At 60.1% G+C, this 25741-nt stretch carries 18 protein-coding genes and 1 pseudogene; 13 read left to right on the forward strand and 6 right to left on the reverse strand.

Annotated features, from left to right (window positions below):
* Positions 1–78 precede the first annotated feature (78 nt).
* On the forward strand, positions 79–534 hold the full coding sequence (locus AB4N41_RS02580) for a DUF721 domain-containing protein (RefSeq protein WP_095181464.1): 456 nt from the start codon (positions 79–81) through the stop codon (positions 532–534).
* Positions 535–624: 90 nt separating this feature from the next.
* Here AB4N41_RS02580 and AB4N41_RS02585 read toward each other — a convergent pair whose 3' ends face one another.
* The gene (locus AB4N41_RS02585) at positions 625–2112 is read right to left on the reverse strand and encodes a helicase HerA-like domain-containing protein (protein WP_252876792.1); all 1488 of its coding nucleotides are present in this window, start codon (positions 2110–2112) and stop codon (positions 625–627) included.
* A gap of 330 nt (positions 2113–2442) precedes the next feature.
* On the opposite strand from AB4N41_RS02585, the pseudogene AB4N41_RS02590 reads away from it, so the two are divergent.
* The 5 genes and pseudogenes from AB4N41_RS02590 to AB4N41_RS02610 all read left to right on the forward strand — a co-directional run.
* A pseudogene (locus AB4N41_RS02590) lies at positions 2443–3282 on the forward strand (HAMP domain-containing protein); the annotation flags it as partial.
* Positions 3283–3423: 141 nt separating this feature from the next.
* Complete coding sequence (locus AB4N41_RS02595; protein WP_425375757.1) at positions 3424–4188, forward strand: methyl-accepting chemotaxis protein; 765 nt, start codon at positions 3424–3426, stop codon at positions 4186–4188.
* Between the two features lie 216 nt (positions 4189–4404).
* A complete protein-coding gene (locus AB4N41_RS02600) occupies positions 4405–5496 on the forward strand; it encodes a glycosyltransferase family 4 protein (RefSeq protein WP_172834033.1) in 1092 nt (363 codons plus the stop codon).
* Positions 5489–6259, forward strand: coding sequence for a DUF2334 domain-containing protein (locus AB4N41_RS02605; protein WP_460138327.1), 771 nt, complete (start codon positions 5489–5491; stop codon positions 6257–6259). Before AB4N41_RS02600 ends, AB4N41_RS02605 begins: the two co-directional genes overlap by 8 nt.
* Positions 6256–7254, forward strand: coding sequence for a lysylphosphatidylglycerol synthase transmembrane domain-containing protein (locus AB4N41_RS02610; RefSeq protein WP_076563957.1), 999 nt, complete (start codon positions 6256–6258; stop codon positions 7252–7254). The genes AB4N41_RS02605 and AB4N41_RS02610 overlap by 4 nt, the downstream gene beginning before the upstream one ends.
* Here the strand turns inward: AB4N41_RS02610 and AB4N41_RS02615 are convergent.
* Entirely contained in the window at positions 7238–7414 is a 177-nt protein-coding gene (locus AB4N41_RS02615; RefSeq protein WP_016773478.1) for a hypothetical protein, read from the reverse strand. The genes AB4N41_RS02610 and AB4N41_RS02615 overlap by 17 nt on opposite strands.
* A gap of 81 nt (positions 7415–7495) precedes the next feature.
* On the reverse strand, positions 7496–8344 hold the full coding sequence (purU, locus tag AB4N41_RS02620) for a formyltetrahydrofolate deformylase (protein WP_041479808.1): 849 nt from the start codon (positions 8342–8344) through the stop codon (positions 7496–7498).
* A 337-nt stretch (positions 8345–8681) separates the two neighbouring features.
* Here purU and mvaT point away from each other — a divergent pair, with 337 nt between their 5' ends.
* Positions 8682–9059: a histone-like nucleoid-structuring protein MvaT gene (gene mvaT / locus AB4N41_RS02625; protein WP_150637448.1), complete on the forward strand. Its 378-nt coding sequence runs from the start codon at positions 8682–8684 to the stop codon at positions 9057–9059.
* Between the two features lie 98 nt (positions 9060–9157).
* Here the strand turns inward: mvaT and sbcB are convergent, their stop codons facing one another.
* Positions 9158–10588, reverse strand: a complete 1431-nt coding sequence (sbcB, locus tag AB4N41_RS02630) for an exodeoxyribonuclease I (protein ID WP_252876795.1) — start codon at positions 10586–10588, stop codon at positions 9158–9160.
* A 267-nt stretch (positions 10589–10855) separates the two neighbouring features.
* Here sbcB and AB4N41_RS02635 point away from each other — a divergent pair, with 267 nt between their 5' ends.
* The 6 genes from AB4N41_RS02635 to AB4N41_RS02660 are packed head-to-tail and all read left to right on the forward strand — an operon-like array spanning position 10856 to position 17554.
* A complete protein-coding gene (locus AB4N41_RS02635) occupies positions 10856–11572 on the forward strand; it encodes an RDD family protein (protein WP_150741936.1) in 717 nt (238 codons plus the stop codon).
* Entirely contained in the window at positions 11569–12546 is a 978-nt protein-coding gene (locus AB4N41_RS02640) for a stage II sporulation protein M (protein WP_252876796.1), read from the forward strand. Before AB4N41_RS02635 ends, AB4N41_RS02640 begins: the two co-directional genes overlap by 4 nt.
* Positions 12533–14071, forward strand: coding sequence for a DUF4129 domain-containing protein (locus tag AB4N41_RS02645; protein WP_252876797.1), 1539 nt, complete (start codon positions 12533–12535; stop codon positions 14069–14071). Before AB4N41_RS02640 ends, AB4N41_RS02645 begins: the two co-directional genes overlap by 14 nt.
* Positions 14068–15231 carry a DUF4350 domain-containing protein gene (locus AB4N41_RS02650; protein WP_460138328.1) on the forward strand — a complete coding sequence of 388 codons (1164 nt, stop codon included), beginning with the start codon at positions 14068–14070 and terminating at the stop codon, positions 15229–15231. Before AB4N41_RS02645 ends, AB4N41_RS02650 begins: the two co-directional genes overlap by 4 nt.
* Positions 15228–16229, forward strand: coding sequence for an AAA family ATPase (locus tag AB4N41_RS02655; RefSeq protein ID WP_041479813.1), 1002 nt, complete (start codon positions 15228–15230; stop codon positions 16227–16229). The genes AB4N41_RS02650 and AB4N41_RS02655 overlap by 4 nt, the downstream gene beginning before the upstream one ends.
* The gene (locus AB4N41_RS02660) at positions 16226–17554 is read left to right on the forward strand and encodes a DUF58 domain-containing protein (RefSeq protein WP_460138329.1); all 1329 of its coding nucleotides are present in this window, start codon (positions 16226–16228) and stop codon (positions 17552–17554) included. Before AB4N41_RS02655 ends, AB4N41_RS02660 begins: the two co-directional genes overlap by 4 nt.
* Positions 17555–17563: 9 nt before the next feature.
* Here the strand turns inward: AB4N41_RS02660 and AB4N41_RS02665 are convergent, their stop codons facing one another.
* Positions 17564–21625, reverse strand: a complete 4062-nt coding sequence (locus AB4N41_RS02665) for an Ig-like domain-containing protein (RefSeq protein WP_460138330.1) — start codon at positions 21623–21625, stop codon at positions 17564–17566.
* Positions 21618–25715 (reverse strand): Tc toxin subunit A-related protein, encoded by a 4098-nt coding sequence (locus tag AB4N41_RS02670; RefSeq protein ID WP_252876801.1) that lies wholly within the window; start codon positions 25713–25715, stop codon positions 21618–21620. Before AB4N41_RS02670 ends, AB4N41_RS02665 begins: the two co-directional genes overlap by 8 nt.
* Positions 25716–25741: the final 26 nt, after the last annotated feature.

Here is a 25741-nt window from a genome sequence, read left to right on the forward strand (position 1 = left end):
CAGGGACAAAAGCAATGGCCCAGAGGTTCCGCAGCTTTCTGCTACCATGGCGCCTCTGTGACTTTCAGGTGTTCGATCATGGCGTTTCGCCCTCTCACGGCCAGAGCACCCGCCGTTCTGTTACGTGAAGCCAAACCGCTCAAAGCCATCCTCGGCCATGCCCAGCGCCTGGAGCATTTGCAGCGTCTGCTCGAAAGCCAGTTGCAGCCGGCCGCCCGCGAGCATTGCCGCGTGGCCAAGTGGCGCGAAGGCGAGCTGTCACTGGTGGTCACTGACGGCCATTGGGCGACGCGCCTGCGCTATCAGCAGAAACGCCTGCAACGGCAACTGCAACTGTTCGAAGAGTTCGCCAACCTGACGCGGATCAAATTCAGCGTACGCCCGCCGATCGTGCAGCATCGGGCAGTTGGGCACTCGATGGATCTGTCGAGCAGTGCGGCAGAGACGATTCAGTCGACGGCCGACGGGATCAGCGATCCGGGATTGCGCGCGGCGCTAGAGCGGCTGGCGGCGCATGCCAAGGGGAAAGCCTGAAGCAAAATCAAAAGATCGCAGCCTTCGGCAGCTCCTACAGAATGAATGCATTTCAACTGTAGGAGCTGCCGAAGGCTGCGATCTTTGCTTTTAGCGGCGCTTGCTGCCGCCGAGCAGCGACCCCATCAACCCGCGCACCAACTGCTTGCCGAGATTATTGGCCGCCTGGCGCATTGCCGACTTCAGCGCCTGCCCTGCCGCCGTGCCGAGGAATTCTCCCGCGCGGTCAGCCAGGCTCGGCTCTTCGGCCGCCGCTTTGCCCGCTGGTGTTTCAGCCTCGGGCTCCAGCCCTTTGCGTCCCATCAGGATTTCATAGGCCGACTCGCGATCGATCGGCTTGTCATAACGGCCCTTGAACGGTGAGCCGGCGATCAGCACGGTGCGCTCGGTTTCAGTCAGCGGGCCGATCCGCGATTGCGGCGGCGCCACCAACCCACGCTGGACCATTTCCGGCGTGCCCTTCTCGGTCAAGGTGCCCACCAACGCCTCGCCAATCCCCAGTTCAGTCAGTACCGACAGACTGTCGAACGCCGGATTCGGCCGAAAGCCATCCGCCACGGCGCGCAGGGATTTCTGCTCTTTGGCGGTGAACGCACGCAGACCGTGTTGAATGCGCAAGCCCAACTGCGCCAGCACGTCATCCGGCAAGTCCGCTGGCGACTGGGTGACGAAATACACGCCAACGCCTTTGGAACGAATCAAACGCACCACTTGCTCAAGCCGTTCCTGCAGAGCTTTGGGCGTGTCGCCGAACAGTAAGTGCGCCTCGTCGAAAAACAGCGCCAGCAGCGGTTTGTCGGCGTCGCCGCGCTCGGGCAGTTGCTCGAACAACTCGGCCAGCAGCCACAGCAGGAACGTTGCGTAAACCTTCGGCGCCTCGTGCACCAGCCGACTGGCATCGAGCAGATGGATACGTCCACGGCCATCGGCGCCCGGTTGCAGAATGTCTTCGAGTTGCAGCGCCGGCTCGCCGAACAGGGCTTCGGCGCCCTGCTGTTCCAGCGTCGCCAACCGGCGCAGCAGCGCCTGGCTGGAACCGGTGGTCATCAGCGCGGCGTCTTCGCCGAGCAACTGTGGATTGTCCTTGAGGTGATTGAGCAGCGCTTTCAGATCCTTGAGATCCAGCAGCAACAGCCCTTCGCGATCCGCCACCTTGAAGGCCGCGTACAGCGCCGACTGCTGACTGTCGGTCAGCTCGAGCAAGCTGCCGATCAGCAACGGGCCCATTTCGCTCAACGTGGTGCGCAGCGGATGTCCGGATTCACCGTGGATGTCCCACAGCGTGACGGGATAAGCCTGGGGCGTGTGACCGAGCCAGGGCATGCCGGCGATGCGCTCGGCCACTTTGCCCTGCGGGTTGCCGGCAGCACCGAGGCCGCACAGGTCGCCCTTGATGTCGGCAGCGAACACTGCCACACCGGCGTCGCTGAAGGCTTCGGCCAGGCGCTGCAAGGTCACGGTTTTACCGGTGCCGGTGGCGCCGGCGATCAGGCCGTGGCGGTTGGCCAGGCGCATGGCCTGAGCGATGGGTTGCGCGGCCGGATCAGCGCCGATAACGAGTTGCGAGGAGTCAGGCATTTTCTCACCCAATGGTTAATCTTTGATGACACATGGCCGATACATAAATTGGACAGACCCGCCAGAAAACCGGGTCGGACATTTCCCTAAGGAGAGCCGGAAATATCAATTTTTCAACCTTGCCCATAGTGCGCGTCTCTATCAAAGCACGCCCAGGACATTAAGACCTTAGCGGAACCCCAAGCCATGAACAAAAACCTGCGCTTCAGCCATAAAATTTTGCTTGCCGCCGCTCTCATCGTCATTGCCGCTTTTGCCTCGTTCACGTTGTACAACGACTGGCTGCAGCGCAATGCGATCCGCGATGATCTGAACAACTACCTCAATGAAATGGGCGAGGTCACCGCCGGCAACATCCAGACCTGGCTCAGCGGGCGCATTCTGCTGATCGAGAACGCCGCGCAGAACATCGCCATCAACCCGGAACCTGCCACGGTCGCCAGCCTGCTGGAACAGAAAAGCCTGACCACGACGTTCATGGCCACCTACCTGGGCGATGCCACCGGGCATTTCACCATCCGCCCGGACGTGAAGATGCCGGACGGTTTCGATCCGCGCGTACGTCCTTGGTATAAAGGTGCCGAAAGCAGCAGCACCTCGACCCTGACCGAACCCTACATCGATGCGGCCACCGGCCAGTTGATCATCTCCATCGCCACCGCGTCGAAAAAGGCCGGGCAGAGCGTCGGCGTGGTCGGCGGCGACCTCAGCCTGCAATCGCTGATCGACACCCTCGCCGCGCGGGATTTCGACGGCATGGGCTATGCGTTTCTGATCAGCGCTGACGGCAAGATCCTCGTCCACCCGGACAAGGCCCTGGTAATGAAGTCGCTCAAAGAAGCCTACCCACAAGACACGCCGCGCATCAGCAGCGATTTCAGCGAAGTGACAGTTGATGGCAAAACCCGCATCGTCACCTTCGCTCCGATCAAAGGCCTGCCGTCGGTGAACTGGTACATCGGTCTGTCGATCGATAAAGACCAGGCCTACGCGATGCTCAGCGAATTCCGCACCTCAGCGGTAATCGCAACCATCATTGCCGTGGTAATCATCATTGCCCTGCTCGGCATGCTCATCCGCCTGCTGATCCAGCCGCTGCACGTGATGACCCGCGCCATGGAAGACATCGCCGACGGCGAAGGCGACCTGACCAAACGCCTGAACATCATCAATAACGATGAATTCGGCATCCTCGGCACCGCATTCAACCGCTTCGTCGAGCGCATTCACGGCTCGATCCGCGAAGTGTCCTCGGCCACCGGCCAGGTCAACGAGGTCGCCCTGCGCGTGGTCGCGGCGTCGAACTCGTCGATGTACAACTCCGACCAGCAAGCTTCGCGCACCAGCAGCGTTGCTGCCGCGATCAATCAGCTCGGCGCCGCCGCCCAGGAAATCGCCCGCAACGCCGCGCAAGCGTCGAATCAGGCCAGCGATGCCAGGGGTCTGGCCGAAGATGGCCAGCAAGTGGTGGAGCGCAGCATCAAAGCGATGAACCAGCTGTCGAGCATGCTCAGCGCGTCGAGCACCAACATCGAGTCGCTGAACAGCAAGACCGTCAACATCGGCCAGATTCTCGAAGTGATCACCAGCATTTCCCAGCAGACCAACCTGTTGGCGCTGAACGCGGCGATCGAAGCGGCACGCGCCGGTGAGGCCGGTCGTGGTTTTGCCGTGGTGGCCGACGAAGTGCGCAACCTCGCGCACCGCACTCAGGAATCGGCCCAACAGGTGCAGACCATGATCGAGGAGCTGCAAGTCGGCGCCCGGGAATCGGTGAGCACCATGAGCGACAGCCAGCGCCACAGCCAGGACAGCGTGGAGATCGCCAACCTCGCTGGCGAACGCCTGAACAGCGTGACCCTGCGCATTGGCGAGATTGACGGGATGAACCAGTCGGTGGCGACGGCGACCGAAGAACAAACCGCTGTGGTCGAGTCGATCAATGTCGATATCACCGAGATCAACACGCTGAACCAGGAAGGCGTGGAGAACCTGCAAGCGACGTTGCGCGCTTGTTCGGATCTGGAGCAGCAGGCTTCGCGTCTCAAGCAGTTGGTTGGCAGCTTCAGGATTTAAGCTGCGACGACTGGCCGCTTCGCGAGCAGGCTCGCTCCCACAGGGAAAATGCATTCCATTGTGGGAGCGAGCCTGCTCGCGAATATCTACCTTTCAACAAAACCCGACTGACACCCCACCGCGCAATCCCGACCGAACATCTATTCTGGATAAAGGTCAATCAAGGGAGAACAGCACAGCGGAGGGTTGCTCACCGTGCATATCGCCGACATCACCATGTTCTACGCCCCGGCCAGCGGAGGCGTGCGAACTTATCTGGATGCCAAACACCGTCGCCTTGGCGAGCGCAACGCCATTCGCCACAGCCTGCTGATCCCCGGCGCGCGACTGGGTGAACATGACGGCATTTATACGGTTCCAGCGCCCGCCCTGCCCTTTGGCAAAGGCTATCGCTTCCCGCTGCGGCTGGCGCCATGGCGAAACGTCCTGCAGGATCTGCAGCCGGATCTGATCGAAGTCGGCGATCCCTACCTCACCGCATGGGCAGCGCTGGATGCGCGGCGGCAGCTGGATGTGCCGGTGATCGGCTTTTATCACTCGGATCTGCCGCTGCTGGCGGGCAATCGCATGGGCCATTGGGTCACGCCGAATGTCGAGGCTTACGTGACTCGTCTGTACGGCAATTTCGATCGTGTGCTCGCGCCGAGCCAGGTCATGGCCGACAAGCTCATCGGGCTTGGTGTACGCAATGTCCATGTGCAACCGCTGGGCGTGGATCTGCACACTTTCCATCCCGACGCCCGCGACCCTGGCCTGCGGGCTGAGCTGGGCATTGCCGAAGACACGCGCCTGCTGATCTTTGCCGGGCGCGGTTCCAAGGAGAAAAACCTGCCGGTGCTGCTCAAGTGCATGCAACGCCTCGGTCCGCGCTATCACTTGTTGTTGGTCGGCTCGTCGATGCCTGCGGCGGTGCCGGACAACGTCAGCGTCATCGACGAATTCTGCCCGGCGCCGAAAGTCGCGCGGCTGATGGCCAGCGCCGATGCGCTGCTGCATGCCGGCGACCAGGAAACCTTCGGCCTGGTCATCCTTGAGGCCATGGCCTGCGGCATTCCCGTGGTGGCGGTGGCGGCCGGGGCGTTTGAAGAGATCGTCAACGATTCCTGCGGCCTGCTCTGTGCGCCGAACAATCCGCAGGCCATGGCCAATGCCGTGCGCGAGCTGTTCAGTCGCGGCTGCGCCCGCCTCGGTCAACAGGCGCGCCAGCACGTCGAACGTCATTATGCCTGGGACACCGTGGTCGACAGCCTGCTCAGCCACTACCACGCCGTGCTCGGCCATACGCTGCCACGGGTGGCCAATGGTTGAACACATGAAAGCCGTATGTCTGGTGTTGCATGATGTGGCGCCCTCGACGTGGGCGGATTACCAGCCCTTCGTCGAGGCTGTCGATGCCTTGGGCGATGTACCAATGACTTGGCTGGTGGTGCCGGATTTCCATCGCCACGATGCGCTTGACGCCAACCCGGCGTTTCGCCGAGTGCTCGATGCCAGGGTCGCCCGAGGCGATGAACTGGCGCTGCACGGCTACTACCACGACGATCAGGAATCCATGCCAAACACCCCGCGCGACTGGTTCATGCGCCGGGTCTACACCCACGAAGGCGAGTTTTACCGCCTGTCCCGCGAAGCTGCCCTTGCCCGCCTGCACGCAGGTCTGGACATGTTTCAGCGCTACGACTGGCCGGTTCGGGGTTTCGTCGCCCCGGCCTGGCTGATGAGCGACGGCACCCGCCAGGCCTTGCGCGAATTGCCGCTCAGCTACACCAGCGATCCGCAGCATCTTTATCGCTTGCCCGACTTCAGCGCCATAGATGCACCGGGGCTGGTGTGGAGTGCGCGCAGTGCCTGGCGGCGCGGCTTGTCGAAAATCGTCAGCGACCAGCGTGAACAGCGCTGGCGCGAGGCATCGGTGATTCGTCTGGGGCTGCATCCGGTGGACATGCGTCACCGCTTTTCTCGCGATTACTGGTGGCACACGCTGCAACGCCTGCTGGCGGAGGGACGCGTGCCGCTGACCAAGATCGACTGGCTGGCCCGACAGCGCGGTCAGCTGGAACGCGCAGCATGAAGCGCAGCCTGTTGTTGCTGATCGGCCTGCTCGCGGCGGTGCTGATTCCGGTACTGCTCGGCGGCGGCGAGACCTGGTCGCGCCTGCGCAGTTTTCCGCTGAACTGGCTGTTGATCATGTTCGGCATGATTCTGCTCTGCTGGGGGATCAATACGCTGCGCTTGCGTTTGTTGCTCGGCGACCAGCGAGAAAAAGTCGCGCCCTTGAAAAGCCTCGGCGTGGTGATGGCGGCCGAGTTCGCGTACTGCGCCACGCCCGGCGGTAGTGGCGGACCGCTGACGATCATGGCATTGCTCGCCCGGTGCGGCGTGCGTCCGGCGCGGGGCAGCGCGGTGTTTGCCATGGATCAGCTCAGCGATCTGCTGTTCTTTCTCTGCGCACTCAGCGGGATTCTGATCTATGCGCTATTCCAGCACCTGAGCGATCGCCTCGAGTGGCTGCTGACCGTCAGCGCCGTTTCGCTGTTTGGGGGGTTGTTCAGTTGCGTATTGATCGCCCGTTATCACCGAGCGTTGATTCGCCTGAGCGGGCGGCTGTTGGCGGGGATGAACATCACGACAAGTACTCGCCGTCGCTGGGCGCGCAAGTTGCTGCACTTTCTCGCAGCGTTTACCGATACCTTGAAGTTGCCCTGGCAGACGCTGGTTCAGGTGTTCGCCCTGACCTGCGTGCACTGGCTGCTGCGCTACAGCGTGCTGTATCTGGCCCTGCGCGGGCTCGGCGCGGATTTGCAGTGGGCGTGGAGTTTTCTGGTGCAGATGCTTTCGCTGGGCGCCGGCCAATTCAGCCTGTTACCCGGCGGCGCTGGGGCGGCAGAGCTGACCTCGGCTGCGCTGCTCGCGCCGATGGTGGGCAAATCCACCGCAGCGGCGGCGATCCTGATCTGGCGCGTGGTGACGTATTACTTCTATCTGCTGGTTGGCGGCCCGGTGTTCGTGTTGATGCTGGGCAAGCCGTTGCTGAAGAAGTTGATGAACGTCAGGCAGGCTTCTTAGGTTCGTCCTGCTCTTGCTGGAGCTGCTCCCAAAGCTCGGCGGCACCGGGGAATTCGGTGCCGTCGTCCGGGCTCATGTCATCCGGGTCGTAACGACTCAGGCAACCCTCGCCGAGAGTGGCGGGCGCTTTGGAAGTGGCTTTGTCCAGCGGATCGCTCATGACTTTTCCTCGGGCTCAAATGACAAGGGCCTGAGCGATTCAACGCCCAGGCCCTTGGTTTTTCAAGCGTGGCGTGCTCGATCAGAACACGACTGTCTTGTTGCCGTGCACCAGCACGCGGTCTTCCAGGTGATAACGCAGACCACGGGCCAGCACCATCTTCTCGACGTCACGGCCGAAACGCACCATGTCTTCGATGCTGTCGCTGTGGCTGACACGCACCACGTCCTGCTCGATGATCGGGCCGGCGTCCAGCTCTTCAGTGACATAGTGGCAGGTCGCGCCGATCAGCTTCACACCACGCAGCGACGCCTGATGATACGGCTTGGCGCCGACGAACGATGGCAGGAAGCTGTGGTGAATGTTGATGACTTTGTGCGCGTACTCGCGGCACATGTCCGGCGGCAGGATCTGCATGTAGCGCGCCAGCACCACCACTTCGGCGTCGTGCTGTTTGACCAGCCGCGATACTTCGTCGAATGCCGGCTGCTTGTCCTGCGGATTGACCGGCACGTGGTAGTAAGGGATGCCGTGCCACTCGACCATGCTGCGCAGGTCGTCATGGTTGGAGATCACGCAGGCGATTTCGCAATCCAGTTCGTCGCTGTGCCAGCGGTGCAGCAGGTCGGCCAGACAGTGGGATTCGCGGCTGGCCATCAGCACCACGCGTTTTTTCTGTTCGGTGTCGGTGATGCGCCAGTCCATCGAGAACTCTTCGGCGATCGGCGCGAACTTCTCGCGCAACTCTTCAATACCGAACGGCAGCGAATCGGCACGGATTTCGTGACGCATGAAGAACCAGCCCACTTGATTGTCAGAGTGGTGGCTCGCTTCGGTGATCCAGCCATTATGAGAGGCCAGAAAATTACTGACTTTGGCAACGATGCCAACGCGGTCCGGGCAAGAGATCACCAGCCGAAAAGTGCGCATGAGGGGGAAACTCCAGAACTTCACAAAGGCCGCCATTCTAGCGACTGCGCAGAAAAACTGCAGTACGCATACGCGCCGGGTGGGACAAAGCATGGTCAAACGGCTTTCTGGCGCAGGTCTTACGTCAAGACAGTGACGCTTTAGCGGGGCTTTTGTCAGACAACTGTAAATATCTGTGCTGACTGCATCACATTATTTAACGGAACATTCAAAGCGCGGCTAATTCCTGTAACTCATTTAAATAAAAAGCCGATCTAAATGTTTACTTGATGAAACAGCCTGACTATTATTGCGGCACTGTCCCCTGTCATTCAGCATTCTACAAAAGGTAGTACTCATGTCCTTGATCAACGAATATCGCGCCACCGAAGAAGCCATCAAAGAGCTGCAAGCCCGTCTGAAGAACCTGTCCGAAGACGACAAACTGCAAGCCGAACTGGAATTCGAAGGCAAACTGCGCACGCTGATGGGTGAATACTCCAAGTCCCTGCGTGACATCATCGCGCTGCTGGATCCAGAAGCCAAATCCAAGGCTCCACGCGGCGGCACAGTGAAAACTACCGGCACCAAGCGTGCACGCAAAGTTAAGCAATACAAAAACCCGCACAATGGTGAAGTCATCGAAACCAAAGGTGGCAACCACAAGACTCTGAAAGAGTGGAAAGCCAAGTGGGGCGGCGACGTGGTTGAAGGCTGGGCTACCCTGCTGGGCTAAGCCGCAACGCCTTCGCAGAGCGATCCGCGAACAAAAGAACGCCAGCTAGCGCTGGCGTTTTTTTATGCCCGTAATTTATTGTCCGGGCATGTTCGATTTCACAGATTCAAACGTTTGCGTAATGCCTGGACATAATTCTGCCAGTCATTGAGCACCTCTCGCTGCATCGGTGACGCACTAAGCGACCATTGCTCTGCCGCCTCGATAAATGACTGCACGGTATTCGGCGCACCTGCCTCGGGTTGCGTCAGGCGTTGCTGACAAAATAATTTCCAGCGCTCTTGCTCGGCCACATCCAGGGTGTCCGGAAAGTTGCGTGCTCGATATCGAAAAAGTAATTCAGGCAAACGTTCATCATCGAAAGGCCACTGCTCTTGCGCCAACTGCGCAGGATCCGCCGTTCGAACTTGTTCGCATAAACGACGATCACGATCACCGATAAATCCATCGTACAACTGCTGCTCGGGATCTTCGTTGGGCGTGAAATCTTCGCTGGCATAAATCGCCGCGACTTTATCTTTCCAGACTTGTTGTGCGTCAGTTAGTCGCACTGCCCGCTCATGATAAAGCGCCATGTCCAGCCCAAGGCGCTGCTGGTCTTGCTCGCGCAATACCGCCAACGGCGCCACTACCGGGCAACGATTGATATGAATCAGCTTGAGCGGTACCGGTAACTCACCTTCGGCCAACTCATCGCGACGGGTATAAAGACGCTGACGCAGGGCTTGCGCATCAAGGTCCAGCAACCCCTGCGGATCAAGATGCAGATCACAGACGATCAAGGCGTTGCGATTTTTCGGGTGCCAGGCCAGCGGCAACACCACGCCGACATAACTGCGCGCCGCCGAGAATCGCCCGGACACATGCACCAGTGGCTGCAACAGGCGGATCTGATCCATCACCTTCTGTTTGCTGCGCAACTGGAACAGCCACTCGTAGAGCTTGGGTTGTTTCTCGCGAATCAGCCGCGCCAACGCGATGGTGGCGCGCACATCCGACAGCGCCTCGTGGGCATGGCCGTGATCGATATTGTTGGCCGCCGTGAGACGTTCGAGCTTGAGGGTCACGCGGCCTTCATCATCGGTCGGCCAGACCAGACCATCGGGGCGCAATGCGTAAGCGGCGCGCACCACATCAATCAGATCCCAGCGACTGTTGCCACCCTGCCATTCACGGGCATAGGGGTCGAAGAAATTGCGATACAGGCTGTAGCGGGTCATTTCGTCGTCGAAACGCAAGGTGTTGTAACCGGCGCCACAGGTCCCCGGTGCGGCCAGTTGCGCATGTACGCGAGTCATGAAGTCGGCTTCGCTCAGGCCTTTTTCAGCGAGCTGGCCCGGGGTGATGCCGGTGATCGCGCACGCCGCCGGGTGCGGCAGGATGTCCTCGCTGGGCTGGCAATAGAGATTGACCGGCTCGTCGATTTCGTTGAGCGCATGGTCGGTGCGAATCCCGGCCACCTGCAGCGGTCGGTCGTTGCGCGGATTGATGCCAGTGGTTTCGTAGTCGTACCAGAAGATTGAAGTCACGGGCGAATCCTGAACAGAAGATCGGCGAAGTCTAGGCGTTTCAGGGTTGCCACGGCCAGCCTGGTCGCCCTCGAACAGCAATTTCTCCAGATTCCTACAACTGAAATGCATTGCCCTTGTGGGAGCGAGCCTGCTCGCGAAGGCTTTCCGTCAGTTGCACATAGGCTGACTGATCCACCACATTCGCGAGCAGGCTCGCTCCCACACCCGAGAGGCTGCTAGCATCAGGCGCACTTGCATCCCGAACAGGCGAACATCAGGTAGCCCATGCTCGAGCCCACAGCACCGCGAAGGAAAGCACCGCTGGATACCCGGCATCAGGTCGAAACGCCGGAAGGCATCGATCTGCCACTGCGCCCCGCCGGGTTGATGGTGCGCGCCGTGGCGTTTGCCATCGATCTAGGCATTCGCGGCTTGATCCTCGGCGTGCTGTTTATCGCGCTGGCATTTCTCGGCAAGCTCGGCATGGGCCTCGGTTCCTTGCTGCTGTTTGCCATCAGCTGGTGGTACATGGTGCTGTTCGAGGTGCTGCGTCAGGGCCGTTCGCCGGGCAAGCAATGGCTGGGTTTGCGCGTGGTGCACGATGACGGCACGCCGATCGGCTGGTCGGCCTCGCTATTGCGCAACCTGCTGCGCTTTGTCGATCTACTGCCCTTCGGCTATTTCCTCGGTGCGCTCAGTTGCCTGCAACACCCAACCTTCAAACGCCTCGGCGACATTGCCGCCGGCACCTTGGTGGTTTACAGCGAACGCCCGCTGAGCCGCCCGCAACTGCCTGACGCTGAACCTCGCCGCTGCCCCGTTCCACTGACCTTGAGTGAACAACGCGCGGTACTCGGTTTCGCCGAGCGTCAGGCCGAGCTCTCTCCCGCACGGATCAACGAGCTGGCGGCATTGCTGGCGCAGCCGCTGCACATCTCTGCGCCCAAAGCCGTGTCTGAACTCAACGGCATCGCGCGCGGCCTGTTGGGGCCGACCCCATGAAGCAGAGCCTGTTCGAAAGTCGCCACAAGGCCGAATGGGAGCGCTTCGCCGTGGCGCTCGAACGCCTCGAACAAGGCAAGGAGACGCCGCAAGTCAGCGATTTCCCCAAGGCCTATCGGCGTCTCTGCCAACATCTGGCTCTGGCCCAGGCGCGCGGCTACAGCAGTTTTCTGATCGATTCGTTGCAACAACAAGTACTGCGCGGCCATCAACAGCTCTATCGGCATCGCAGTCGGCTCGGGGCGCAAATCATCAGCTTTATCCTCGCCGACTTCCCGCGACTGGTGCGCGAACAGTGGCGTTTCGTTGCGGCCGCCAGCCTGTTGTTCTTCGGCAGCCTGATCGGTTTCGGCGTGCTGGTTTATCTGTTCCCGGAACTGATCTACAACCTGATCCCGGCCGAGCAGGTGCGCGAGATGCAAGGCATGTACGACCCCGTTGCCGGCCACCTCGGCCGCTCGGCGGAACGGGCGGCCAGCGAAGACTGGGTAATGTTCGGCTATTACGTGATGCACAACACGGGCATCGCCTTTCAGACGTTCGCCAGCGGTTTGCTGATGGGCGTGGGCAGCGGTTTTTTCCTGCTTTACAACGGCATGATCATCGGCGCGGTGGCCGGGCATCTCAGCGAGATCGGTTTCGGCCAGACCTTCTGGTCGTTCGTGATCGGCCACGGTGCGTTCGAACTGAGCGCCATCGCCCTCGCCGGAGCGGCGGGCCTGAAGCTGGGCTGGGCGCTGATCGCCCCCGGACGTCTGACATGGGGCGAGGCGCTGCGCCTGGCCGCGCGCAAAAGCGTGTTGCTGGTGTGTGGGGCCATGCTGTTCCTGTTGATCGCAGCCTTTATCGAGGCTTATTGGTCGTCGAAAACCAGCGTAACGCCGCTGACCAAATACGCCGTCGGCGCCGCGCTGTGGCTGGCCGTCGCGGTGTATCTGCTGTTTGCCGGAAGGATTCGTCATGCGCCTGAGTGACGCCAGCGTAGTGATCCGCCCGCGCACGACCTGGGAAGCCATGGACCTGGGTGTGTTGATGAGCCAGCAGCATCGGCGGTTGTTGATGACCAGTTGGGCGATCGTCACCCTGCCGCTGTTCGCCCTGCTCAGCCTGTTGCTGTGGGATTCGCCATCGCTGGCGGTGTTCATTTTCTGGTGGCTGAAACCGGCCTACGAACGCCTGCCGCTGTACATCCTCTCCAAAGCGCTGTTCGGTGAAACGCCAACCCTCAGACAAGCCTTGCGCGAGTGGCCGCGCCTGCTCAAGCCGCAACTGCTGGCCAGTCTGACCTGGCGACGGCTGAGTCTGAGTCGCAGCTTTGTGCTGCCAGTGACCCAACTCGAAGGGCTCGACGGCGAGGCCAGACAACAACGTCTGCAGGTGCTGCTGCAACGCAACGGTGGCGCCGCGCAATGGCTGACGATTATCGGCGTGCATCTGGAAACCGCACTGTGGATCGGCTTGATGCTGCTGTTCTACATGCTCTTGCCGCAGCAGATCGAGACCGACTGGGACTGGCAATCGCTGCTGCTCGCCGCCGATCAGGACTGGCGCTGGCTGGAGCACCTGACCAACGTTTTTTATGCGCTGATCCTGGTGGCCTGGGGACCGGTGTATGTCGCCTGCGGCTTCAGCCTGTACCTGAACCGTCGCACGCAACTGGAAGCCTGGGACATCGAGCTGGTTTTCCGCCGTTTGCGCCAGCGTTTGAACAGCAGCGTGCTCGGTGTGTTGCTGGCGGCGTGTCTGCTGCTGCCGAACCTGCAACCGGTATGGGCCAGCGATACGCCGGATGCTCCACGGTTGCTCAATCAGCCGCTGACCAGTCAGGCATCGCGCGACAGCATCCAGTCGCTGCTCGAACAACCGCCGTTCAAGAACAAGGAAAGCGTCACCCGCTATCGCTTCGGAGACGACCCGGCAAGCCCGGCCAAGGACGCGCAACCGGGTGAGGCTCCGCAGTGGCTGAAAACCCTTCTCGGTTGGCTCGACGGTCGACACCTTGATGCCTTGGCGAACGTGATTGAAGTGCTGTTGTGGGGCGCGCTGATTGCCGCGCTGGGCTGGCTGGTCTGGCGTTATCGCGAATTTCTCCGGGCCTTCGTCAGTCGTCGCCCGAACCTGCCCTCGCGCAGCAAACCACCGGCGGCGCCACAAGTCTTCGGGCTGGATCTGAACCGTGAAACCCTTCCCGATGACATCGCCGCCAGTGCCGAACAATTGTGGCTGAGCGAACCTCGCGCCGCGCTGGGCCTGCTCTATCGCGGCCTGCTCAGCCATCTGCTGCATGATTTCAACCTGACGCTCAAAGCCGCCGACACCGAGAGCCAGATCCTCAACCGCATCGAGCAATTGCAACGCCCGGACCTGCTCGCCTACAGCCGCAACCTCACTGTTCACTGGCAGAACATGGCCTACGGGCACCGACTTCCAGCCGCGCACCTGCAAGCAGAGCTGTGTAACGGCTGGCGTGAATTGTTCAGCAAAGGGTCCGGGCATTGAACCGGCGCATTGGCGGGTCGTTGGCTGCGCTGGCGTTTTTGCTGCTTGGCGGCTTGAGTCTGTTCCTCTACCTCAAAGCCCGCCCTTATCAGGAAGTCATCGATCACGGCCCCTCGCCTGCCGCGCAAGCCAATCCTTATCTGGCGGCGGAAATGTTCCTGCGCGAGCGCGGCCTCGCGGTCAGTCACGCCGAGACCCTGGCGGTACTGCCGCAGATCGATCCGCACAGCCACACCTTGTTGTTGTTCGGCGAGCGCGCCCGGATGACACCGCGTGAAGTCGATCAGGTGTTGAACTGGACTCGCGCCGGAGGACGTCTGGTGTTCGTCGCCGAATCGTTGTGGGATGCGCAAACCGGGCAAAGTAATGATCTGCTGCTCGATAAGGTGCAACTGCACCAATCGCTGAGCAAGGACTTGAAAGATCCTCCCGAGGACGGGGAAAAGGACCGCTTCCCGAAACTGACCAAACTGTATCTGGAAGATGAAGACGCGCCGGCCTACGCCGGTTTCGACACCGACTTCCACCTCGACGACCCGAACAATGTCGCGCAAGCCTGGGCCAACAGCGCCAAAGCCACGCACATGATGCAACGGGTGTACGGCCTCGGCACGATCACCGTGGTCACCGATGCCGAGCTGTGGAAAACCCCGGCTATCGGCAAATACGACAACGCCTGGCTCCTCTGGTATCTGAGCGCCGACACCGACGTCACGCTGGTTTACAACACGGCGCACGATGGCTTGTGGACCTTGCTCTGGCGCTACTTCCCGCAGGCCATCGTCGCCCTGCTCGCCTTGATCGGCCTGTGGTTGTGGCAGGCCGGCGTGCGTCACGGCCCGGTGCAAATGCCGGCGCCAGCGGGTCGCCGTCAACTGCTGGAGCATCTGCGTGCCAGTGCCGATTTCCTCCTGCGCCACAACGGCCAGCAGGCGCTGCTCCAAGCCTTGCAACAAGACATCCTGCGCCGCGCGCGCCGCCGCCATCCCGGTTTCGATCAATTGAATGTGGCCGAGCAATGGCTGGCGTTATCGCGCCTGACCCGGCAACCCACCCGCGCCATCAGCCAGGCCCTGAGCCCACGACCGAAGCAGCGTTTGTCCAGTGCCGAATTCAGCCGTCAGGTCGTTCATCTGCAAACCTTGAGGAACGCGTTATGACTGAACAGATCGAGCCCGGCAGCGCGACGCACGCCGCCCAGCAGCGCCAGCGTGCCAGCCAGTTGGCGCAAGCGGTGCGCAACGAATTGAACAAGGCGCTGATCGGCCAGGATGCGGTGGTCGACGCTGTCCTGACCGCGCTGATTGCCGGCGGCCATGTGCTGCTCGAAGGCGTGCCCGGCCTGGGCAAGACCTTGCTGGTGAGGGCCTTGGCTCGTTGCTTTGGCGGCGAGTTCGCGCGCATCCAGTTCACCCCGGACCTGATGCCCAGCGACGTCACCGGTCACGCCGTGTATGACTTGCAGACCGAGCAGTTCAAGCTGCGCAAAGGCCCGCTGTTCACCAACCTGCTGCTGGCCGACGAGATCAACCGCGCCCCGGCGAAAACCCAGGCGGCGTTGCTCGAAGCCATGCAGGAGCGCCAGGTGACACTCGAAGGTCGCGCCCTGCCCATCGCGCAACCGTTCATGGTGCTGGCGACGCAGAATCCGATCGAACAGGAAGGCACCTATCCACTGCCGGAAGCCGAGCTTGACCGCTTCATGCTCAAGGTGCGCATGGATTACCCCGACGCCGATCAGGAGCTGAACATGGTCCGTCAGGTCTGTCGCTCGACCCGCGCCGACATGCTCGATGTGCAACCGCTGCGCACGGTGTTGCAAGCCAAGGATGTTCAAGCCTTGCAGCGCATCGCCAGTGACTTGCCGCTGGACGATCAGGTCCTCGATTACGCCGTGCGCCTGGCGCGCAGCACGCGCACCTGGCCGGGGCTGACCCTCGGCGCCGGGCCACGCGCCTCGATTGCATTGGTTCGCTGTGCCCGTGCCCGGGCGTTGTTGCGCGGCGGCGAGTTTGTAATCCCGGATGACATCAAAGGCTGCGCGCTGGCGGTGTTGCGTCATCGCGTGCGCATCGCGCCGGAGCTGGATATCGAAGGCCTGCAGGTCGATCAGGTGCTCACGCAATTGCTCGATCAAGTGCCGGCGCCGCGCCTGTGAAACCGTCTCGGCTGCTGCTGATCTGGCTGGCCCTGCTGGTGGTTATCAGTATCGTGCTCGGCGCGTTGCAGGCGTTGCAGATCGACCTCCCGTCCAGCCTGATTTCGATCAACTGGGGTTTGCTCCTGGCGCTGCTGGCCTTGGCGGTGATCGACGCTGTGCGCCTCAGACGCCTGCCCTCGCCGCGCATCAAGCGACAGATGCCCGGCAGCCTGGCATTGGGGCGCTGGGCGGAGGTGAAGCTGGAGGTGGCCCATGAATTTGCCGAGCCACTGGCCATTGGACTCTTCGACCACGTTCCCGACGGTCTGGCGTTTGACCATCTGCCGATGCTTGTCGAGCTTCAACCCGGCCATGTCAGCCAGATCAGCTACCGTCTGCGCCCTCTCGAACGCGGGCATTTCAGCTTCGAACAGTGCGAAGTCAACCTGCCCAGCCCTTTGGGATTATGGTCCGGCAAACGCCTGCTCAGCGTCCGCGACGAGACCCGCGTCTTCCCGGACTTCGCCCGGCTTTACGGCGGCGAGTTGCGCGCCGTCGACAACTGGCTCAGCCAGCTCGGCGTGCGCCAGCGACAACGGCGCGGTCAGGGTCAGGAATTCCATCAGTTGCGCGAATTTCGCGAGGGCGACAGCCTGCGCCAGATCGACTGGAAAGCCACCGCCCGTCAGCGCACACCGATTGCCCGCGAGTACGAAGACGAAAGAGATCAGCAGATCATTTTCATGCTCGACTGCGGCCGGCAGATGCGCAGCCAGGACGGTGAGCTGTCGCACTTCGATCACGCGCTCAATGCCTGCCTGTTACTCAGTTATGTGGCGTTGCGCCAAGGGGATGCGGTGGGCATGAGTACCTTTGCCGGTGATAAGCCGCGCCATGTCGCGCCGGTCAAAGGCAGCGGCCAACTGAATGTCTTGCTCAACGCTGTTTATGACCTTGGGAGCACTCAGCGCCCCGCCGATTATCAGGCTGCCGCCAACCAGCTATTGGCCCGCCAAAAGCGTCGGGCGCTGGTAGTGCTGGTAACCAATTTGCGCGATGAAGACGAGCAACTGCTGGCCGCAGTCAAACGCCTGAGCGCACAACATCGGGTGCTGGTGGCTAGCCTGCGTGAACAGGCGTTGGATACATTGCGCCAGACCACGGTGCAAACGTTGCCCGAGGCACTCGCCTACTGCGGCACCATCGATTTTCTCAATGCCCGCTCGCAACTCCATGAGCGGCTGACTGCTCATGGCGTTGCAGTGATGGATGTTCGGCCCGCCGAGTTGGGGGCCGGACTGGTGACAAGTTACATGAGCTGGAAAAAGACCGCTGCGATCTGACAGCTTCGATCAGTTGGTGACTGCAACATACACAGCGCCGCTGTCCGAAGTGCCGTCGCTGTTTTCTACTTTGACGACCAGCGAAATCTGCTCCGTAAGGTTCATCGGCCGCCAGTGAGCCTGGTATCGCCCTTTGTGATCGGTAAACGACTCAGTGAACGGTGCTCCATTAGTGGAAACAAGGATTTTCCGTCTGGGCATGGGCTCTCGCCCCTCCTTGGCCACAATCAGCGCGGTCATGGAGACGTAGGTCTGCAAGGGAACCGGATTAGGCGACGCAACAACGGATTCCACCGCTGCTGGACACTCAGTGACGGTCAACCAGAGCGTTTTTACCACCCAGCCAGCCAAACCACCCTTTACCGACGCCCGCAATGCAGCCTCGCCTGCTCCTCCCAAGACAATGCGCGCCGTTGCCTTGCCTTCGGCATCCGTCAGGGTTGTCGGCAGCGAGGTGCGGTCGTACTCCCACATCACTTCGACATTGGCCAAGGGTTGCGCGGTACTGGCTGAAACGACCAGGACTTGCGCGGTCATCACCTGCCCCGGATACCCGCTCGGATCAGCGCTGATCAGTTCCTTGATTTCCCGGGGCTCGTGCAGAACAAACGGTAAAGAAATCGATTCCGAATACAGCGCATCGCCCACCGTAGCGGTCAGTTGCGCCGCACCCGGTGTTGTCGGCACAAACCGTATCCGCGCTTCACCGTAGAAGTTGGTAGTGGTGGTCACCTCACCAAGGTCCGGACTGCACCAGACAACCTTCATCCCCACCATTGGTCTGCCACTGATGCCCGACACAATGGTGATCTGCTCAGATACAGCCTCGCCCCAAAACAGCGTCTGACTGCTGCGCGAACGATCCGCAATTTTTACCACCTGCGCGCCTTGCCCCAGCGACATTGCAATAACCGGAGAAAGCCTGGCCAACCGCGCCGAGGAAAAGCGCAGGCCGAAACGCCCGTCCTTGATGTCGCCCGCGTTGAACCGATAGGTCATTCCAGCGCTCGAGAAAAGCCTGGGGTCACCCAGACGTGGCTCCTCGAAGCGCATGCCCAATTCCGTCGGCCCGGTGCCGGTCATGCCCAGCGTCAGGTGCTGGTCAAACAACGCGCTGCCCGCCGGGGCACTCACGCGCAATTGGTGCTGCCCCTTGCGCCGAGGGAACTCAGCGCTTTGACCCAGTGGCTGAAACGGTTGGGAGTCGAAACTGTATTCAAATCCGGCCCAGGGATCCCCTTCCAGCGCTAGAACCTTCATGGTTCGGCGCTCTTCAAAACGGTCATAAGGGCTGATAACCGCCGCTGTCACCACATGTTCACCTGCGGTGGATGGCGCAAAGGGAAAACCACTCCAGCCGTCGGCAGCCGTCCTGTGCTCTTCGGTGCTGCCGTCGCCTGTCCATTGAACAGGCACTTGATCCAGAGCGAGGTCGGGACGATAAGGGGAGCGTACCTTCAGCCACATCCACGCAGGATCCTGCCCAATGACCGGATCCACCGCAGATGCACGGGCGTCTTCGATAGTGATTTTATTGTGGCCCAGGGTCATCGTATTGATGTCGCTGAAACCATGGGTATCGATAACGAACCGAAGTGCGAAGACACCGGGTTTGGTACTTTTTGAACAGTCCAGCGTCCAGATAAACCCGCTGTCATCCACAAAATTTTCGCTTCCGCGGGGTGGACTCAATTCGATTCCGAGCTCTGCCGCCGGGCTTCCACTCCATACCAGATCCATGGCAATACCCACTAAAGGGCTTAGCGCATTGGTGCGGAAGATATAGCGATGTACAGCGCCGATACACGGAAAGAGTGGCTGGCCCCTGAGATCGGTCATCTGATCCAGGACCACGGTCATTTCTTCATGGAGGTCAGGTGATAACAGTCGGCAAGAAAAATCCTTGTTCGTGAGAATGTCGGTGCGCAAACTCACCTCGAAAATACTGCTGGTACTTTCGATACGATCAGAGCTGAACAACCAACTCAAATCTTCCCCTTCGCGCAATATTCTCGGTACGTCAAGGTCGCTCACCGCCAGACCGTTCTCTGGATTTTCGTTCCGCCATCCGAGCGTAATTGCCTCGCCAATCAACGGGCTGCCCGCTAATGCCCGGACCGTCAGGATATGCCTCTGGCCGCGCTTGCATGCGATTCCGTCATGGGCAATCGGAACGGCATCAAACGTGATGCTGACCTTGTCCTTCCATTCGTCTCGTGCAAACGCCGTGACCGAAAATGAGTGTTCATCTGCCGGCCCGCCTTCGTAGGCACTCACACTGGCGGTAATCGTCTCGTTGCTCAAAGCCGTCAACGGTCGGTAATACAGGCTGGCCCAGCCCCCACTGCCGGTACGAGACTCGACAATGCCCTCGGGGGTTTGCCAGTCGACGATCGCATCAATCACTGGCTCACCGGCACCTTTGTCAGTGACATGCACCACCTGCACCCGCATCAACGTCTTTTCGGAGTTCTCGACGACCGGTGAAATATTCGGGCCGCGCGTGTCAGCGATCCTGACCTTGTTGCGCGCCAGCGACATGGGTTTACGCGGCGATGGCAGTAACAGCTTCGAGCAGACCAATGACAGTTCGAAGCGACCGTCCAGCCAGTCCTCGCAGGCCAGCGTCCAGAGACTATCGTCCCCATCGAAAGCGACCGGTTGCTGGAGTGGCGGGTTGACCGTGACCTTCAGCTCTTCATGCCCGACGCCGCTCCAGTGCAGCGATAGATCAGTCGCCAGCAAAGGGCTGTCGGCGGGCAAGCGCACAATGAAGGGGTAATCAGTGCCGCGATTGGGATAACCGGTCGCGCTCCACTGGGTTACCTGCCCTTCGACAACGCAACGCAAGTCCATCCAGGGATCGGTCGCCAGCACCGTGACCGAAAACTCGAGAGTCACCTCGCCACTTGGGTAATAAGGACTGTCGACCGAAGCTGTGAGAATGAAATCGCCTGCTTGCTCAGGAACGAAATCGAAGTAGACCAAGCCTTGTTCATCGGTAGTGCCGGTGCCGAGCACACCTTGCCCGGCAGTCGTCCACCTGACTTCCCGGCCATCAATCGCCTGGCCGGTGTAGTACGAGAGAACCTGCACACCCAAACGGACGCTTTGCGCACAATCCAGGACAGGGTAATAAGCCGCGCTCTGTACTTCGCGAAGCGCTAATCGGTGATGCCCCAACGACACGTCAATCGTGTAAGGCTCGGCGTTGTACTGGTTCACCAGACTTATCGTGAAGTCATGAGCCTTTTCCTCCTGCATATCCGGGCAATCGAGCGACCACTGCGACAATAGCGGTTGATAGGCGCCCCAGTCGGGGGTCACCTTGACTGACTCCATCGGGTTGCCGTGAATGATCAATGCGATATTCGTATCCAGCCAGGCGCTGCCGTCTGCCGGAATAAAAGACAGGCCGTGGGGAATGAACAGAGAGTCGTCCGGGTCATCGCCAAGGGAAGCGCCCAGGCAAAGGTATAACGTCTGGCCTGGTGGCAGATCTTCGCTATCCAGTCGCACCGTCTGCAGTTGCAGCGGTTCAAGCTTCAGTTGCAGGTCGATTCGAGTGATGCAGATTGCCGAACGATTGTCGCCCGTGTTGTCAGGGACACCGCTGACCTCGAAGCTCAATGCGTCATCGCTCACGAATTCCAATTGATCCAGCGACCGTTGATACGCGCGCGGCTTGAATTCAAGCGGCTGTCCCGCCAGCCGTCGGGCGTTTTCGAGCTCCGGATTCCGACCTTCTGGCGCCGTGAGCTCGATGCTCATCAACACTTCACCGCGCTTGCGGATGTGCAACCAGCCCGATTCGCCCGACCATGAAACGCCGGGCCGCAGTTCAGATAAAAACGTCAGTTCGTAACCGGCTTGTGCACCGGGGGTTTTGGGAGCTTTGACTTCCTGTGTGGCCGAAGCCCCGACACCGACCTCCATGAAATTGACTAACTCGCCATCATAAAACTCGCTCGCCAGGCCAACCCTACCGCTGGTACGCCACTCTTTGAGTCGATCATTGAAGTCACCATTGAGCAGCAGGCTTTCATTTTTTTGCACGACGGGCTCATTCATGATCGCTGGCTCCGTTGCGTTGGCGCGCCAGGTAGGTGTTTTCAGCCTCGGTCACCAGGTCTGTGACCTTTTGGACGTACGTCGGCTCGCCGGCCTTGATGGAGTACCGCACGCGAAGAATGATATTGGTCAAGGATTTGAGCATTGCAGCTTGCGGCTGATTAAGCGGGCGAGGAAAACTCAGCCGCCAATGGGAAACGGCACCCGTGTATTCAAACGGGTTGAGCAATCCTTCGTCGGGTTTCTGGTGGGTCTGGCCATTATCGCCAAGCCCGACCGACAAAACGATCTGCTGACCGCTGCGCAGGTTGAACAGCAGATCGCCAGGTGCGATTGCGGTGGGCTTATGCAAATACTGCACAGACTGTGTGGTCGGTCGGGTCGCGGTCACGCTACTGATCTGCAGCAACGTTGCCCGCACATCCTCGTAGGGACCGGCCAGCACAGGCAGATCGACTTCCACCGAACTGATCTGCCGGCAGAAATGGCCAGGATGATCACGGTCGAACAACAACTGGGTCAGTCTGAACTCCAACACACCTGTTGCCATCAATTGCGCGTGTGCATCTGCCCAGCTGGTTATGCCCTCTTGAGGCTCGATTCTGTCGTCGAACAACTGCCGCAAGGAAATGGTTTTGATCAGTTCCGGCCGCCGCTCGTAGCTTTGCAAGCGCCTGCGCTCCTGGTCCAGCAGGTACATATGCAGTTGTTCACCCGAGCCCAGACCATAACGGTGATCGAGCCAGGCCTGAGGCAAAGGGACGGGGGCATCATAATCCCCGGTTTCGGCAGCCAGTGAAGCCTGAGCACTAAGGCACAGGCTGACGACTGCGTCGTACGCCTGATAGTGCAGAGCCTTGAGCTGGCCAAGCATCCAGCCGAACAGCTCGGCATTGCTCGCGCGTTTTTTAAGGAAGTTGTACATGGTCAACGCTTGGCTGTTGGCCCTGAGCGTCTGTTCAAGGCTGGATCTCGCCGCGTTGATCGCATGGCTTTGCGCTTCGATCTGCGCATCGATTGCGCCCACCTCCGCCAGCGCCTGATCGCGTTGCAGCGCCCACTCACTGCGGCGACGGCGATAACCTTCAGTGGTGGCCTGTCGGTCGGCGTCGATTTGCAGCAATGACGAAGAAACCTCCAGGCCGAAAGCCACCGCATCGAAAGTGTGTTCGGGTTTGAAGCCACCGTTGGAAGTACCATAGATTTTTGGCAACGCCGCGATGACGCCCCCTGCCACCCTGACAACTTTGGCCTGCAGTGCTGATGTCTTCGACTGCTGCAGACTGGCCATGACCTGATACTCGATCGGCGAAACGTTTTCGCTGTAACGCATTGCATAGGCGTCGGCCCGGTCCTGCGCCATTGCCCGACTCTGCTTCAGCGCTGTGACATTCGCCTCCAATTGGGCGATGGATTGTTCCTGTACCGTTTCGGCATAGCGACCCAGCTCAAGCAAATGGTTCTGCTGCGATTCTTCCTGCTCGGCACGGTCGCGTTGCTCGAGCAGACGCAGCACCAGACTGCCGAAATCCCGCAGGCTCTGTACCCCGCGCAACGCGACTTCGAACGTGACCCGCCAGCGATACGCATTGACCACCAGGCGCCCGCCCATCGGTCTGGGCCCGGCCGCGCTACCAGCGGCCAGATCGCGGAGCAATTGCCTGGGATCGGTCATCGGGCTGAACAGCAACACGTCCAGCGGTTTGCCATCGATCGTGAGATTGTTGCGCAGGTTATCAAGGCGTTGCTGCGGCTTTGCGAACAGGTCGAGCAGCGATTGATTGATCGGAATTCTAAAAGGTTCGCAGGCCAACAAACCCAGGATCGGCGGGGTGTCGGAAGCGATCGGGTAATCTGCCAGGTTGAAATCCAGCGTTTTTTCAAGCGCTTCAAGCAGGGGTCGCGATTCGCAATTGTCCAAGAGGTTTTCCACGGTGTCGGTCTGCCAACGAGTCGCTGTGTCGGCGGTGGGCGCCTTGCCCATCAGAAACCCGGCCTGGACATAGCAAAGCTTGGCGGCCACCAGACTGTCACGGGTCAATTGTCGGTAATACCAATCGCCCCACGCCATCAGGTTTTCTACGTAGTCGGTGAACATCAGGATCTGAAAATGTGCGGGTGCGGCATAGCCAATGGCATCCGGATCGAGGGGATTCTGGATTTCCCACCCTGGATTGCCCGGCGCTGTTGCGATATCCAGAGGCCGGCAACGCCAATACGCCGGTTTCGGGTTCGCGATCGGAACCGGCGGATTGGCCGGATCTGCGGTGGCCTGTGGATCGAATACGTAATGCAGCCAGCTCTGCGCTTCCTGAAAGCGTTCTTCGTCGCGCAACCGGGTGGCAATCAAATGCGGCAGGTGAAAAAACAGCTCCCAGAAGTTCAGACCATTGGCACCGTCGAAGGCACCATTGGGTGGTTCAACGAACTCTGCGCCGATCGGCGACGGTTCGCGAATGAACTGGTTGGACCAGTCCAGCACGGCGTCCACGGAAATATTCGAGCATCTCACCAGTTCCGAGCCAAACAAGGAATTGAGCCGAATGAATTTCAACGCCAGTCCAGTTTGATTGAATGAAAGAAACTGTGCCCCGTCGGTACTGTTCTTGTGCAGAGCTGGCGGGACGAAATCCATGAGATCGACAATCGTCAGGTCGAACTCTTTCTGTCCTGTCGGGGAAGTGGGAGAGGCGAATGAAAAAGTGACTGGCGTGGGCCAGGTGCCTTTCGTCCGCGAGGAAGTCCACGACTGAGTTACCCAGCCCCCGCCTGCATCCTGTTCTTCGAGGATCGGCGGCGGGTCACTATCAGAAGGCAGACCTGCAATTTGCAGCTCCATTTTCAACCGAGCGCTGTCCAGGCCCGTGGGGCTGCAAAAACCCTGCACCGTCAGCACATCTTTGTCATCCGCGCGCGTTGCCATAACGTGCAGGTCGAGATAGGGCGTCAGGGAACCATGGGGCTGTATGCGAGTGACAACAGTCACCTGACTGTTCAGTGGGTGCTGAACCGTATCGTTGCTGACAAATCGCTCTTCAAGCGCCAGATCCAGCCATGCGCCACCGTCCAGAAGGGGGCGCATCAGAACGTCGTAGACACCATGCACCCGCAGACTGCCGGATGGCGAAGATAGGTTGCCCGTCAGTAAAATCCCCAACTTGCCCTTCGGATTCAGATAATCGACCTGCACCGTCGCAATCAGTCTGGAGCTCGCCAAACCCTCGTCCTTGTGTTCTGAACTGTGCACACACAACGGCGCAGACCACTGCCCGTTCTGCTTCATGAATGCCAGATTGATCACCAGTTTGCTCGGGCTGAGCGACTCCGCTGCGCTCGCGACTACCGCGTCGCGCCATTCGGCCCAGACCACACACAACCGGCCATTCCAGAACACGGGGCGGATATCCAGCACCTGATCGGCGGTCGGGATTTCCACGGCCTGCCATTCACTCCAGACCGCCGGATTGACCGAAACGCTGGTTGCGCCCAGTTCGATCTCGGCCTTGCGCCAGAAATACTGAAACGGCTGCACCCGCTGCCGCCCCAGAAAGTAGTAATCAGCTTTGGCCGGTGTCACGCCGTCCATGAAACAGCTGATCACATCGAGATCGCAGACTTGTTCGAATGCCTGCAAATAATCCTGCAGCGCCGCCTGCACGGTATCTTTGTCCAGACGGGCCTGGTTCAGGTTGTTTTCCAGATTCTTGAACAGACTGGTTTTGCGCAATCGCACCGATGGAACGATGAAGTTTTCCGCATAGCATGAAATCTGGTGGGGCACGGTCCAGTCGGGATAATTGCTGAAAATCTCCCATTCGCGCAGATGACGCTTGTCGAACTCGTGATCCCGGAATCCTGGTTCCAGCTTTCGATACACCGCATGGATGTACTGCTGCACACAACTTATCGCTTCGGCAACTCTGGAACTCTTGACCTGATAAGTATCCAGAGGATCCATGCGCAGCAATTCAAACAAGTCTTCAGGTGTTTTCAGAAAAGGGTATTTATCATTGGCCACTTGACCGATGCAGTACTCAAGAAGTGCCGAGCGACGTTTTTCCAGCAGCCCGCCAATATTACTCAGTGCCATGATCTTGCTCCTTGGAATATGGCCCG

The organism is Pseudomonas sp. S2_A10 (assembly GCF_054668465.1).

Bases quoted from the DNA above. Each gene is read 5' to 3' on its own strand.
- AB4N41_RS02580 (WP_095181464.1), top strand. From the start codon at position 79: ATGGCGTTTCGCCCTCTCACGGCCAGAGCACCCGCCGTTCTGTTACGT.
- AB4N41_RS02585 (WP_252876792.1), bottom strand. From the start codon at position 2,112: ATGCCTGACTCCTCGCAACTCGTTATCGGCGCTGATCCGGCCGCGCAA.
- AB4N41_RS02595 (WP_425375757.1), top strand. From the start codon at position 3,424: ATGTACAACTCCGACCAGCAAGCTTCGCGCACCAGCAGCGTTGCTGCC.
- AB4N41_RS02600 (WP_172834033.1), top strand. From the start codon at position 4,405: ATGTTCTACGCCCCGGCCAGCGGAGGCGTGCGAACTTATCTGGATGCC.
- AB4N41_RS02605 (WP_460138327.1), top strand. From the start codon at position 5,489: ATGGTTGAACACATGAAAGCCGTATGTCTGGTGTTGCATGATGTGGCG.
- AB4N41_RS02610 (WP_076563957.1), top strand. From the start codon at position 6,256: ATGAAGCGCAGCCTGTTGTTGCTGATCGGCCTGCTCGCGGCGGTGCTG.
- AB4N41_RS02615 (WP_016773478.1), bottom strand. From the start codon at position 7,414: ATGAGCGATCCGCTGGACAAAGCCACTTCCAAAGCGCCCGCCACTCTC.
- purU (WP_041479808.1), bottom strand. From the start codon at position 8,344: ATGCGCACTTTTCGGCTGGTGATCTCTTGCCCGGACCGCGTTGGCATC.
- mvaT (WP_150637448.1), top strand. From the start codon at position 8,682: ATGTCCTTGATCAACGAATATCGCGCCACCGAAGAAGCCATCAAAGAG.
- AB4N41_RS02635 (WP_150741936.1), top strand. From the start codon at position 10,856: ATGCTCGAGCCCACAGCACCGCGAAGGAAAGCACCGCTGGATACCCGG.
- AB4N41_RS02640 (WP_252876796.1), top strand. From the start codon at position 11,569: ATGAAGCAGAGCCTGTTCGAAAGTCGCCACAAGGCCGAATGGGAGCGC.
- AB4N41_RS02645 (WP_252876797.1), top strand. From the start codon at position 12,533: ATGCGCCTGAGTGACGCCAGCGTAGTGATCCGCCCGCGCACGACCTGG.
- AB4N41_RS02655 (WP_041479813.1), top strand. From the start codon at position 15,228: ATGACTGAACAGATCGAGCCCGGCAGCGCGACGCACGCCGCCCAGCAG.
- AB4N41_RS02665 (WP_460138330.1), bottom strand. From the start codon at position 21,625: ATGAATGAGCCCGTCGTGCAAAAAAATGAAAGCCTGCTGCTCAATGGT.
- AB4N41_RS02670 (WP_252876801.1), bottom strand. From the start codon at position 25,715: ATGGCACTGAGTAATATTGGCGGGCTGCTGGAAAAACGTCGCTCGGCA.